The organism is Novosphingobium sp. CCH12-A3 (genome assembly GCF_001556015.1).
Classification (GTDB): Bacteria; Pseudomonadota; Alphaproteobacteria; order Sphingomonadales; family Sphingomonadaceae; genus Novosphingobium; species Novosphingobium subterraneum.
Genome location: NZ_LSIA01000217.1, coordinates 36,285 through 49,202, shown reverse-complemented (window position 1 = coordinate 49,202; position 12,918 = coordinate 36,285). Strand labels below are relative to the sequence as shown.

Annotated in this window: 13 protein-coding genes; 8 read left to right on the top strand and 5 right to left on the bottom strand. The window is 65.6% G+C overall.

The window, feature by feature from the left end; all coding sequences use genetic code 11:
- The 8 genes from AX703_RS16955 to AX703_RS16925 form a co-directional block, all read left to right on the top strand.
- On the top strand, window positions 1-182 hold a 182-nt coding region (locus AX703_RS16955; protein ID WP_197423752.1), incomplete at its 5' end, for an electron transfer flavoprotein subunit alpha/FixB family protein.
- A gap of 52 nt (window positions 183-234) precedes the next feature.
- Window positions 235-1,551, top strand: a complete 1,317-nt coding sequence (gene glyA / locus AX703_RS16950) for a serine hydroxymethyltransferase (protein WP_062345774.1) — start codon at window positions 235-237, stop codon at window positions 1,549-1,551.
- 176 nt (window positions 1,552-1,727) lie between these two features.
- Window positions 1,728-2,108, top strand: coding sequence for a cupin domain-containing protein (locus tag AX703_RS16945; RefSeq protein WP_062345772.1), 381 nt, complete (start codon window positions 1,728-1,730; stop codon window positions 2,106-2,108).
- The gene (locus AX703_RS16940) at window positions 2,105-3,358 is read left to right on the top strand and encodes a sarcosine oxidase subunit beta family protein (protein ID WP_062345770.1); all 1,254 of its coding nucleotides are present in this window, start codon (window positions 2,105-2,107) and stop codon (window positions 3,356-3,358) included. Before AX703_RS16945 ends, AX703_RS16940 begins: the two co-directional genes overlap by 4 nt.
- A gap of 15 nt (window positions 3,359-3,373) precedes the next feature.
- On the top strand, window positions 3,374-3,646 hold the full coding sequence (locus AX703_RS16935; RefSeq protein ID WP_062345768.1) for a sarcosine oxidase subunit delta: 273 nt from the start codon (window positions 3,374-3,376) through the stop codon (window positions 3,644-3,646).
- Complete coding sequence (locus AX703_RS28445; protein ID WP_082734660.1) at window positions 3,643-5,085, top strand: 2Fe-2S iron-sulfur cluster-binding protein; 1,443 nt, start codon at window positions 3,643-3,645, stop codon at window positions 5,083-5,085. Before AX703_RS16935 ends, AX703_RS28445 begins: the two co-directional genes overlap by 4 nt.
- A complete protein-coding gene (locus AX703_RS28440) occupies window positions 5,010-6,503 on the top strand; it encodes a glycine cleavage T C-terminal barrel domain-containing protein (protein WP_082734659.1) in 1,494 nt (497 codons plus the stop codon). The genes AX703_RS28445 and AX703_RS28440 overlap by 76 nt, the downstream gene beginning before the upstream one ends.
- Entirely contained in the window at window positions 6,496-7,002 is a 507-nt protein-coding gene (locus AX703_RS16925) for a sarcosine oxidase subunit gamma (RefSeq protein ID WP_062345766.1), read from the top strand. The genes AX703_RS28440 and AX703_RS16925 overlap by 8 nt, the downstream gene beginning before the upstream one ends.
- 80 nt (window positions 7,003-7,082) lie before the next feature.
- On the opposite strand, the gene AX703_RS16920 is transcribed toward AX703_RS16925, so the two are convergent.
- From AX703_RS16920 to AX703_RS16900, 5 genes are all read right to left on the bottom strand, one after another.
- The gene (locus AX703_RS16920) at window positions 7,083-8,459 is read right to left on the bottom strand and encodes an L-serine ammonia-lyase (protein WP_062345764.1); all 1,377 of its coding nucleotides are present in this window, start codon (window positions 8,457-8,459) and stop codon (window positions 7,083-7,085) included.
- Window positions 8,456-8,950, bottom strand: a complete 495-nt coding sequence (locus tag AX703_RS16915) for a prolyl-tRNA synthetase associated domain-containing protein (protein ID WP_062345762.1) — start codon at window positions 8,948-8,950, stop codon at window positions 8,456-8,458. Before AX703_RS16915 ends, AX703_RS16920 begins: the two co-directional genes overlap by 4 nt.
- A complete protein-coding gene (gene purU / locus AX703_RS16910; RefSeq protein WP_062345760.1) occupies window positions 8,947-9,807 on the bottom strand; it encodes a formyltetrahydrofolate deformylase in 861 nt (286 codons plus the stop codon). The genes AX703_RS16915 and purU overlap by 4 nt, the downstream gene beginning before the upstream one ends.
- A gap of 117 nt (window positions 9,808-9,924) precedes the next feature.
- The gene (locus AX703_RS16905; RefSeq protein ID WP_062345758.1) at window positions 9,925-10,929 is read right to left on the bottom strand and encodes an Ldh family oxidoreductase; all 1,005 of its coding nucleotides are present in this window, start codon (window positions 10,927-10,929) and stop codon (window positions 9,925-9,927) included.
- Window positions 10,926-12,911 (bottom strand): FAD-dependent oxidoreductase, encoded by a 1,986-nt coding sequence (locus AX703_RS16900; RefSeq protein ID WP_062345756.1) that lies wholly within the window; start codon window positions 12,909-12,911, stop codon window positions 10,926-10,928. The genes AX703_RS16905 and AX703_RS16900 overlap by 4 nt, the downstream gene beginning before the upstream one ends.
- Between the last annotated feature and the right edge of the window lie 7 nt (window positions 12,912-12,918).

The following is a 12,918-nucleotide window of genomic DNA, read 5'->3' as shown; positions in this document are numbered from 1 at the left end:
CACCCGAAGTCTACATCGCCGTCGGCATCTCGGGCGCGATCCAGCACCTTGCCGGGATGAAGGACAGCAAGACCATCATCGCCATCAACAAGGACGAAGACGCCCCGATCTTCCAGGTGGCCGACATCGGCCTCGTCGGCGACCTGTTCACGCTGGTCCCGGAACTGACCGGCAAGCTTTGAGCGGAGCTCTTCATCCCGGCTCGTCCCCCGCAACACTGATTGGAACTTAGCAATGGCAACGATTGAACGCTGCGGCACGCGCCCGACCGGCTTTTTCGATCTCGACATCGGCAGGCGCGATCCCGCCATCGCGGCACTGATCGACAAGGAACTCGGCCGGCAGCGCGACTGTATCGAGTTGATTGCATCGGAGAACATCTGCTCGAAGGCTGTGCTCGATGCAGCGGGTTCGATCCTCACTAACAAGTACGCCGAAGGCTACCCGGGCAAGCGCTATTATGGTGGCTGCGAATATGTCGACGAGATCGAGGCGCTGGCCATCGATCGGGCCAAGCAGTTGTTCGGCGCAGCCTTTGCCAACGTGCAGCCCAACTCGGGCAGCCAGATGAACCAGGCCGTATTCCTTGCGCTGCTGCAGCCCGGCGATACCATCATGGGCCTCGACCTCAACTCTGGGGGCCATTTGACGCACGGTTCGCCCGTCAACATGAGTGGCAAGTGGTTCAACCCCGTGCCCTATGGCGTGCGCCCCGATGATCAGCGTATCGACATGGACGAAGTGGCCCGGATCGCCCGCGAATGTCGGCCCAAGCTGATCATCTGCGGTGGCACCGCCTATTCGCGCTTCTGGGACTTCGCGCGTTTTCGCGAAATTGCGGACGAAGTGGGGGCCTATCTCCTTGCCGACATGTCGCACTTTTCGGGGCTGGTGGCTGGCGGCGTGCATCCCTCGCCGGTGCCGCACGCGCACGTGACGACGACGACCACGCACAAGTCCCTGCGTGGTCCGCGTTCCGGCCTAATCCTCAGCAACGACGAGGCGATCGCAAAGAAGATCAACAGCGCGGTGTTCCCGGGGCTGCAGGGTGGCCCACTGATGCACATCGTCGCCGCCAAGGCCGTCGCCTTTGCCGAGGCAATGACGCCGGAATTCGCGGCCTACGCCGCAGCCGTGCAGGAGAACGCCCGCGCTCTTGCCGAGACCCTAATCGAACAGGGGCTGGGCGTTGTGTCGGGCGGCACGGACAATCACCTCATGCTCGTCGACCTGCGGCCCTACGGCGCCAAGGGCAAGCACGCCGAACACGCGCTCGACCGCGCCGGGATCACCTGCAACAAGAATGGCATTCCCGGTGACCCCGAGAAGCCCTTCATCACGTCGGGCGTGCGTCTTGGCACCCCGGCCGGAACGACGCGCGGGTTTGGTGTCGAGGAGTTCCGCGAGATCGGCAGGTTGATTGCTGAAGTCGTCGACGGGTTGCGCAAGAACGGCGAATCCGGTGATGCCCAAGTCGAACAGTCTGTCCTTGCGCGGGTGCAGGACTTGTGCGCCCGCTTCCCGATCTACGAGGGGCTGCGTTACGCCTGATGGCGCGCCGAAGCGATAGGGGTTCCTGCTACCTAGAATCAGTCTTTCTAATGATAGGTTAAGCGGTTGCAGACAGGATTAGGGTCTGCAAACGCGGTTGGGACGGGCTTTTACAAGACTTTTGCAACCGTCCGGCGGGATTTGCCCGCTGGTCTATCATTACCGGAAGGAATGGCATGAGCGATCCGTTTGCCAGTGCGAGCCCGGGCATGATCCCGCTACCGCAATCAGGCACGGCATTTGTGCGCGCCGGTGGCGACTGGCGCCAGAGCGCGCCCGGGTTCTTCGAGATCCCGGTGCTGGACGATGGCGCGACCGGATTGCGCACGGTGGTGATGAAGATGGAGCCGGGCGCCTATTCGCCGCCGCACAGCCATGACCATCTGGAGCAAATCTTCGTGATCCAAGGCGAATTCTACGACGCCGACCGGCACTATGGCGCTGGAGACTTCCTAGTCCGCCTCGCGGGCACGCCGCACATCGCCGGCACCCGCGAAGGCGCGACGATGCTGGTGACCTATATCCCGCAGAAAAAGGCATCAGAGGGCGTGGCATGACCCGTTTCAGCGCAATCAACCTGTTCACCAAGGCGCTTGGCGGGCACAAGTCTTGGCCCGAACAGTGGCCCGACGCCGCGCCCAAAGCGCAGTACGATGCGATCATCGTCGGTGGTGGCGGCCACGGCCTCGGCGCGGCGTATTACCTGGCAAAGAAGTACGGCATCACCAACGTGGCCGTCATCGAAAAGGGCTGGATCGGCGGCGGCAATACGGGCCGCAACACCACGATCATCCGGTCCAACTACCTATACGACGAATCCGCGCACCTGTATGACCACGCGGTGAAGCTGTGGGACGGGCTCAGCCAAGAGCTGAACTACAACACGATGTATTCGAAGCGCGGCGTGATGATGCTGGCGCACAACATCCACGACGTGCAGAGCTTCAAGCGGCACATCCACGCCAACCGCCTGAACGGCGTGGACAACGAATGGCTGACGCCCGAGGAAGCCAAGGAATACTGCCCGCCGCTGAGCATCGATCCCAATGTCCGCCACCCCGTACTGGGCGCGGCGCTGCAGCGCCGGGGCGGCACCGCGCGGCACGATACGGTGGCATGGGGGTATGCCCGCGCCGCCGCCGCGCTGGGCGTGGACATCATCCAGAACTGCGGCGTGACCGGCATCCGCCGCGGGCCCGATGGCGCGATTCAGGGCGTGGAGACGGAAAAGGGCTATATCGCCGCGAAGAAAGTGGGCGTTTCGGCGGCCGGCAACACCTCGGTCATCATGAAGATGGCGGGGCTGGACTTCCCACTGGAAAGCTATCCGTTGCAGGCGCTGGTTTCCGAACCGATCAAGCCGATCTTCCCGTGCGTGGTGATGTCCAACACGGTGCACGCATACATGAGCCAGTCCGACAAGGGCGAGCTGGTGATCGGCGCGGGCACCGACCAGTATGTCAGCTATTCGCAGCGGGGTGCGCTGCACATCATCGAGCACACGCTGGCCGCGATCTGCGAAATCTTCCCGATCTTTCGCCGAATGCGGATGCTGCGCAGCTGGGGCGGGATCGTTGACGTCACGCCGGACCGTTCGCCGATCCTCGGCAAGACGCCGGTCCGTGGGCTGTACGTCAATTGCGGCTGGGGCACCGGCGGCTTCAAGGCGACGCCGGGCGCGGCGGACCTGCTGGCCTATACCATCGCCAGGGACGAGCCGCACTGGATCAACGCGCCGTATAACCTCGACCGGTTCCGCACCGGACGCCTGATCGACGAGGCGGCCGCCGCCGCCGTGGCCCACTGAGCAAAGGGGAAACCGATGATCTTGATCCATTGCCCCTATTGCGAGGAGCGCCGTCCCGAGGTGGAGTTCGTCTATGGCGGCGAGGCGCACATTGCGCGCCCCGTGCAGCCGGCCGATCTGAACGATCAGCAGTGGGAAAGCTATCTGTTCATCCGCAGCAATACCAAGGGACGGCACCACGAGCGCTGGCGCCATACCCACGGCTGCGGGCGCTTTTTCAACGCGGTGCGCGACACCGTGACCGACAAGTTTGAAACCACCTACAAGGCAGGCGAGCCCCGGAAATGAGTGGTTACAGGATCGAAGGGCTGGGACGGCCCGACCGTTCGCAGAAGATCCGCTTCCGTTTCGACGGGCAGACCTATGAAGGCCATCCGGGCGACACCGTCGCTTCGGCACTGCTGGCGCAGGGCATCACGCTGTTTGGCCGTTCGTTCAAGTACCACCGCCCGCGCGGGGTGATGGGCGCTGGCGTGGAAGAGGCCAACGCGCTGATTTCGGTGACGCGTGGGCCGGGCCGGTTCACGCCCAATCTGCGCGCGACCACGGTGGAAATCTACGAAGGGCTGGAATGCGTCAGCCAGAACCGCTGGCCTTCGCTGAAGAACGACGTGACCGCGATCAACGATCGCCTGGGCATGTTCTTCCCGGCCGGGTTCTACAACAAGACGTTCATGTGGCCGCGCTCGTTCTGGGACAAGGTCTATGAACCGGTCATCCGCCGCATGGCGGGGCTGGGTGACAGCCCGACCGAGATCGATCCGGACGTCTATGGCGCGACCTATGCCCATTGCGACCTGCTGATCATCGGTGCGGGTCCAGCGGGGATCGACGCCGCGTTGCAGGCGACGGGCACCAACAAGCGCGTGATCCTGATCGACGAGCAGAACGAACTGGGCGGCGGTGCGCTGTCCGACCCCGCGCTGGCGGCGTGGCTGGAGCGCAGCGTGAAGGACCTGGAGGCGGCCCCCAACGTCCGCATCCTGACCCGTTGCACCGCGTTCGGATATTATCACGACAACTTCATCGGCGCGGTCGAGCGGCTGACCGAGCACCTACCCGATGACCAGGCGGTGCCGGGCAAGGGCGCGCGGGAGAAGCTGTGGCGCATCCGTGCGGGAGAAGTCGTGCTGGCGCAAGGCGCGATTGAGCGCCCGCTGGTGTTCGAGGGCAACGACGTGCCGGGGGTGATGCTGGCATCGGCGGCGCGGACCTGGCTGTTCCGCTATGGCGTGGCGGTGGGCCGCAAGATCGCGGTGATGGCGGCGCACGACAGCGGGTGGAAGGACGCCCTGGCCATGGCAAAGGCCGGAGCCGGATTCTCCGCCATCGTCGACGTGCGCGACAATGTGGATTCGGCGCTGGTTGCCGAAGCCATTTCGCTGGGCCTGCCGGTCTATCTGGGATCGAGCGTGATCGGCGTTTCGGGCCGCCATGGCGTGACCGGTATCGAGATTGCGCAGAACGACGGCGCACGCCGCAAGAAGATTGCCGCCGACGCGGTGATGATGGCGGGCGGCTGGACGCCGACGATCCACCTGTGGTCGCACAGCAAGGGGACGAGGGCCTTGGCGCGTTCGTGCCGGACAAGCCCAACGAGAACGTGCGCTGTGCCGGCGCCTGTTCGGGCAAGCGGAACTTTGGCGCCGGCGTGGTGGTCCCGCACCTGCCGACGCCGAAAGATACTAGCCGGATCAAGGCCTTCGTCGATTTCCAGAACGATGTGACCGCCAAGGACATTGGACTGGCCGTGCGCGAGGGCTTCAAGTCCATCGAGCACGTCAAGCGCTATACCACCAACGGCATGGCGACCGATCAGGGCAAGACATCGAACCTCAACGGGTTGCAGCTGGCCTCGGCGGCGATGAATCGCCCGGTGACGCAGATCGGGCTGACCACGTTCCGCCCGCCATACACGCCGCAAACATTCGGCGCGCTGGCGGGGCATCACAAGGATGCGCTGTTCCAGCCGACGCGCAAGACCGCCATCGACGGGTGGGCCGAGGCCAACGGCGCGGCGTTCGAGCTGGTCGCGCAGTGGCGGCGCGCGTGGTACTTTCCCAAGGCGGGCGAGGATATGCACGCGGCGGTCAAGCGCGAATGTCTGGCCGTGCGCAACGCGGTGGGCATATTCGATGCCTCTACGCTCGGCAAGATCGAGGTGGTGGGGCCGGATGCGGCCGAGTTCCTCAACCGCATGTACACGAACCCCTGGAAGCAGCTGGAACCCGGGCGGTGCCGTTATGGCCTGCTGCTGAAGGAGGACGGGTTCATCACCGACGACGGCGTGGCCGGGCGCATTGCGGACGATCGCTTCCACATCACCACCACGACCGGCGGGGCCGCGCGCGTGCTGGCGATGATGGAAGACTATCTCCAGACCGAATGGCCGGACCTGAACGTGTGGCTGACCAGCACCACGGAGCAGTGGTCTGTCATCGCGCTGCAGGGGCCGAAGGCGCGCGAGGTGATCGCGCCGCTGGTGGAAGGCATCGACCTTTCGCCCGAAGCCTTCCCCCACATGGCGGTGCGCTTCGGCTCGATCTGCGGCGTCGAGACGCGGCTGTTCAGGGTGAGCTTTACCGGCGAGCTGGGCTTTGAAATCAACGTGCCGGCCGAACATGGCCGCGCGGTGTGGGAAGCGATCTTTGCCGCTGGCAAGGCGCATGGGATCACGCCCTATGGCACCGAGACGATGCACGTGCTGCGCGCGGAAAAGGGCTACATCATCATCGGGCAGGATACCGACGGCACGGTGACGCCCAAGGATGCCGGCATCGAATGGGCGGTGGGCAAGAAGAAGCCAGATTTCGTCGGCAGGCGATCTTTGCAGCGGCCCGACATCGTAGCCCCGGGACGCAAGCAGCTGGTCGGGCTGCTGACCGATGACCCCAACGTGGTGCTGGAGGAAGGTGCGCAGATCGTGGCCGATCCGAACCAGCCCGTGCCGATGAAGATGCTGGGGCATGTGACGTCTTCTTACTGGAGCGCCACGCTGGGCCGCTCCATCGCGCTGGCGCTGGTGGCCGGTGGGCACGATATGATGGGCCAGACGGTCTACATCCCTATGCCTGGCCAGACTTTGACCGCGAAGGTGAGCGGAACCGTGTTCTTCGATCCCAAGGGGGAGCGCCTCGATGGCTGATGTTATGATGACCGCTTCGCCGCTGCCGGCGCAAGGGTCGAGCTATGACGGCGTGACGATCGCGCCCGCTCCGGCGATGCGCCGCTATGCGCTGCGTGCGCGCGATGCGGCGGAACTGGCCGGGGTGATCGGCCGCACGCTGCCCGAAAGGATCGGGCAGGATGCGAGCGGGGTGATCCAGATCGGCCCCGATGAATACTACGCGCTGCTGGGGGCGGCTGACAGCGTGCCGCTGGGCGAGGGGCGGGCGGTCAGCGTCGTTGACGTCAGCTCGCGCGCTGTCGGCATCGTGATCGAAGGGCCGCGCGCTGTCGAAACGATCATGGCGGGCTGCCCGCTGGACATGGAAGCCTTTGCCGTGGGCCGGGGCACGCGGACCGTTTTCGAGACGGTCGAGATCGTGCTTCGCCGTGACAGCGAGACGCGGTTCCATATCGAGGTCTGGCGCAGCTTTGCGCCGTGGCTGTGGCAGGCGCTTTGCGAAGCGGCGCACGGCTGAACAGTTCCACCTGAACCGTCAATGCGGGCGCCTGCGTGTTTTTCGGAACACGCGGGCGTTCTTGTTTTCGCTTCTGGGTGTCAGCATTCGACGACGTTGACGGCCAGGCCCCCTTGCGAGGTTTCCTTGTACTTGTCGCGCATGTCGAGGCCGGTCTGGCGCATCGTTTCGATCACCTTGTCGAGGCTGACCACGTGGCTGCCATCGCCCAGCATGGCAAGGCGCGAGGCGTCGATCGCCTTGACCGCGCCCATCGCGTTGCGTTCGATGCAGGGCACCTGCACCAGCCCGCCCACGGGATCGCAGGTGAGGCCGAGGTTGTGCTCCATGCCGATTTCGGCGGCGTTCTCGATCTGGTGATTGGTGCCGCCGAGCACGGCGGTGAGGCCGGCGGCGGCCATGGAACAGGCCACCCCCACTTCACCCTGGCAGCCGACTTCTGCGCCGGAGATCGAGGCGTTGCGTTTGTACAGCACGCCGATGGCGGCGGCGGTGAGCAGGAACACGCGGTGGGCGTGGCGATCGCCGCGATAGCAGCGCTGGTGATAGCGCATGACCGCCGGGATGATGCCTGCGGCACCATTGGTGGGCGCGGTGACGACGCGGCCACCGGCGGCGTTTTCCTCGTTCACCGCCATCGCCCACAGGTTGATCCAGTCGAGCGCGGCGAGGGGTTCGGCCAGCGCCATCTGCTGGCGTTCGGCCAGCTCCTGCGCCAGGCGGGCGGCGCGGCGCTTTACGCCCATGCGACCGGGCAGCACGCCCGTCTGGCGGCAGCCGCGATCGATCGCGGCGTTCATGGTATCGGCCACGCGATCGAGCGCAGCGTTGACTTCCTCCAGCGGGCGCATGGTGACTTCGTTGGCCAGCATGATGTCGGCGATGGACAGGCCGGTGCGATCCCCGATGGCGATCAGCTCCGCGCCCGAGGCGAAGGGATAGGGGATCTCTGCCGCGTCCTCTTCAGGCGCGTTGCGCGCGGCTTCCTCTTCATCGAGGATGAACCCGCCGCCGATGGAATAGTAGAAACGGCGTTCGAGCAGTTCACCGCCAGCGTCAAAGGCCGAAATCGCCATCGCGTTGCTGTGATAGGGCTGGCGCTCGCGCTGGCGGAAGTGGATGTCCTGCGCCGGATCGAAGGCGACCGGCTGGCGTCCGAGCAGGCCCAGCGTGCGCGTTTCGCCCAACGCGGCGATGATGCCCGGTGCGGCATCCACATCCACCGTCGCCGGTTGCTCACCTGCAAGGCCGAGGATGACTGCGGTGTCGGTGGCGTGCCCCTTGCCGGTGAGGGCAAGCGAACCATACAGGTCCACCTCGACATGCGCGGTCCGCGCCAGCAGGCCCAGATCCTCAAGCCGCAGGCCGAAGCGGCGGCCCGCCACCATCGGCCCGACGGTGTGCGAGCTGGACGGGCCGATGCCGACCTTGAACAGATCGAGGAGACTGATGGTCACGTTCGCTCCGGAATGTCTGCCAGCATGGGGTCATGGCCCCAATGCCGGAGCGCCGTGCACAGGTCCGCGCCGGATAGACCGAGCGTTGCCGTGTTGCGCAAGGGGTGGACGTTGACGGTGGCCGCAGCGGCCAGCGCGCGATCGAGCACGACGCGCACCGCGCCGGCGGTATCGTTGATGGCGGCAAGCGGGGTGACCGCGCCGGGTGTGATGCCGAGCAGGGCTTCCATGTCCTCCGGCTTGCCGAAGGACAGCTTCTTCGATCCGACGACGCTGGCCAGTGCCTTCAGGTCAACGCGCAGGTCGTGCCGCACGGTGACGAGCCAGAACTGGCCGCCGGCATCCTTGAGGAACAGGTTCTTGGTGTGCAGCCCGGCAATCGCGGCGTGCAGGTCGGCGCTTTCCTCCACCGTAAAGACGGCGGAATGTTCGTGGCATTGCGATGCAATGCCGAGCACGTCGAGATCGGCAAGAAGCGCGCTTTCACTCATTTGAATACGACAGTCCTGAGGTTGTTGAGCATCACGCGATGCTCGCAATGGGCCTTAACCGCGCGGGTCAGCACACGGCTTTCATTCTCCTGGCCCTGCGCGATCAGGTCTTCGACCGTATCGGCATGGTCCACGCAGGACACGTCCTGCGCGATGATGGGCCCTTCGTCGAGGTCTGAGGTAACATAATGCGCGGTGGCGCCGACCATCTTCACCCCGCGATCATAGGCACGGTGATAGGGTTTGGCGCCCTTGAAGCCCGGCAGGAAGCTGTGGTGGATGTTGATCACGCGCCCTTCGAGACGCTTGCAGATCTCGTCCGACAGGACCTGCATGTAGCGGGCGAGGATGATGACATCGACCTGCTGTTCATCGATCAGCGCCAGCAGCGCCGCTTCCTGTTCCGCCTTGTTTTCCGGCGTTACCGGCAAGTGGTGGAACGGGATGCCTTCGTGATCGCAGCGGCGCTTCCACTTCGTGTGGTTGGACACGACGCTGGTCACTTCCATCGGCAGGTAGCCGGTGGAGGTGCGATAGAGCAGGTCGTTGAGGCAGTGGCCGCCCTGACTGACCATGATCAGCGCGCGCTGCTTCACGGAGAGATCGTGCACCTGCCAATCGATGTCATAAGCTGCGGCAACCGGCTTGAACGCGGCGCTGAACCGATCCACCGTCATCCCTTCGGGCGCGGCGAACGACAGGCGCATGAAGAACCGGCCGGTTGTGGCATCGCCAAACTGCGCGTTCTGGACGATGTTGCAATCCTGACTGGTGATGCAGTTGGCGATGGCCGAAACCAGCCCCTTGCGATCCACGCAGGATAGCAGGAGAACGAAATCAGCCTTGATCAGTGCCATGTGCCGGGACCCCCATTGTGCCTTCGAAATGAGGCGGGGACAGTTAGGTGATCAGGTCCGTGATTGGGAATGCCGATGTAGCTCCATCGGAATGAATAATAGCAAGCGTAAGCCGACCTAATCAGGTCCTTGCGCATGGGCGCGGATTGCGGCGAGCACCGCATCGTCCACAGCGATCATGGCGGGCAGGGCCTGCGCGGCGCCGGCTCCGGGAATGTGAACCCCGCCCGCAGCCAGACGATCGAGCTGGGCATCGACGCGAGCGAGCATGTCAGCATCGGCGATAGCCGGCGCCAAGGCCGGTGAAAGCGCGATCACGGTCAGGCCGATATCGGGCGGCGCCTTGCCTTCGCGGAAATGTCCGGCGTCCAGCGACCACTGCCCGCCCGAAAGACCGGCGCCCAACAGTTCGACCATCAACGCGATATTGGCGCCTTTGGTCCCGCCAAAGGGCAGGAGCGCGCCGAGCACCGCTTGCGCCGGATCGGTGGTGATGGCGCCATCGGGCCCGGCGGCCCAGCCCGCGGGAATGGCCTCGTCGCGCTGCACGGCACGGGCGATGTTGAGAAACGCGGTGGCGCTGGTCGCCTGATCGAACACGAGCGGCGGGCGCGGTGTGGGCCGGGGCACGGCGAAGGCAAGGGGATTGGTGCCATAGACCGGCGCGCCTCCGGGCGCGGCGGCCATCATGGCGTGGGAATTGGCGCAGGCGAACCCGATCAGCCCGTGCGTTGCAAGGCTGCGTACGAAATAGGCGATTTCGCCCGCCGTATAGCTGTTGCGCAGCGTGAACACCGCGATGCCGCAGCCGTGCGCCGCGGCCACGAGCCGATCCAGCGCAAGGTCGAATCCGTATTGGGCGATCCCGTGGCGCGCATCGCAGCGGATCGCGGCGGGCAGGGGCTGTTCAATCGCCGGCTCCGCCTGCCCATCGATCCGCCCGCCGATCAGCGCATCGAGGTAATCTACGAAGTGCGCGAGGCCCACTGCGGCGCGGCCACTGCCATTGGCAGCAAGGCTTGCCACCACCAGCGAGCGGCCCATCGCCTCGCTGCCACCCCGCGCGCGCCACGCAGCCATGGCCAGCGCGCGGATATCGTCGGTCGCATAGGTGGACGTCATAGTGCCATCCCCGCGCGACGGCCTTCGTGAATGGCGAAGGGGACCAGACGCGGCGCTGCGCAATCACCGATTGCTGTGAAGGCGATGCCCATCGCCGCCAGTTCGCCGGCCAGACAGTCCGCTGCGATGTTGGTGGTGGCGAGCACCAGGCTGTCGGCATCGATGCGGCTGCGTGCGCCGGTGGTGTGGTCGACGATGGTGGCGCCATCGCCGTGCCATTCCGCGACGCTGACTTCGGTTCGCCAGTCCGCGCCCAGCTGGCGCAGCCGCGCCCGCAGGGGCAGATCGGCGGTGGTGCGGGCAAGCTCCTTGCCGACGAAGGCATCGGGGGTAAGGACGGTGACCGCGTGGCCATCCTCCGCCAGTTTCCACGCCGTGCCTGCGCCGCGCCAATGGCCCGCCTCGTCCAGCACCAGCACGCGATGGCCGGGGCGGGCTTCGCGCGACATGACCTGTTCGACGGTGAACACGTTGCCCTGGGCCATGCCGGGCAGGCGCTCTTGCGCAGGCAGGGCCTTTTGAAAGCCGGTTTCGGGGGAGAGCGAGCCGGTGGCAAGGATCACCCGATCCGCGGCGATGGCGGCGATTTCTTCGGCATCGAGCGGGGCATTCAGCCGCAGGTCCACGCCCAGTGCCGCAAGCTGGCGTTCGTACCAGTCGAGCAGGTCGAGGATCTGCGCGCGGCGCGGTTGCAGCCCGGCAAGACGGAAGGCGCCTCCGATGCGATCTGCCGCCTCGGCAACGATGACGCTGTGGCCGCGCTCTGCGGCGGCGCGTGCGGCCTCAAGCCCCGCAGGCCCCGCGCCGACGACCAGCACGGTGAGCGGCGCGGGGGCGGGGCTGAAGCGATCACCGCCCCATTCCCATTCGCGCCCGACCGATGGATTGACCACGCAGCTGATCCAGTAATCGCGCGAGCGGCGGCCCCAGCACATCTGGTTGCACGACAGGCAGGGGCGGATGTCGTCTGGACGGCCTTCCTCCGCCTTGCGCGCAAGGTGCGGGTCGGCGATCTGGCCGCGCACGATGGACACGAGGTCGGCGGCGCCTTCGCCCAGCACGGTCTCGGCGTTTTCGGGGGTGCGGATGTGGCTTTCGGCGGTGATCAGCGCAGTCTTCACCCGCTGCCGGATCTGCGTGGCAAGGTCCGCGCCCAGTTTTTCCGCCAACAGGAACGTGGGCATCAGCGCGGGATAATCGACATATCCGCCCGAACCGCAGGTGACATAGTCGATCAGACCAAGGTCATCGTGTAGGCCCACGATCTCGACATGCTCCTCGCGCGTGAGCGCGACCTGCGCGCCGGGCTGGTCGCTGATGGCCAGGCCGACGATGAAATCGTCCCCGCAGGCTTCGCGGATGCGCGACAGGATCGTGCGCGAAAAGCGGGTGCGGTTTTTGAGGCTGCCGCCCCATTGGTCTTCGCGGCGGTTGGTCCACGGGGTCCAGAACTGGTCGACCAGGCCGAGATAGGCGGCCCATACTTCCACGCCCTGGAATCCCGCCTCCTTGCAGCGGCGCGCGGCGGCGACGAAGCCGTCGATGGTTTCGAGGATTTCCGCCTCGGTCATGGCGTGGCTGCCGTCGCTGTCGTGATAGCTGGGCGTGCCCGATGGCGACCAGTGCGAATGGAACGACAGGTCTGAATCGCCGTGCGGGCCGACATGGTAAAGCTGCTGGATGGCGACGGCGCCGTTGCTGCGGATCGCGTCCGTCACATTGCGGAAATGGGGGATCACGGCGTCATCGGCATGGCGGAAGTTGCCGCGCGTCAGCACCGTGGCAGCGTGGACAGGCATGGGTTCGACCACGATCATGCCTGCGCCGCCCATGGCGCGTTCCGCGTAATAGGCGACATGCTGTTCGCCGGGCATCCCGCCTTGCGCCATGTTAGCGGTGTGCGCGCCAAAGACGATGCGGTTGCGCAAGGTATGGCCGCGCATGGCGACCGGTGAAAACAGGCGCGGAAACTGGGCGGTCATGGACGTC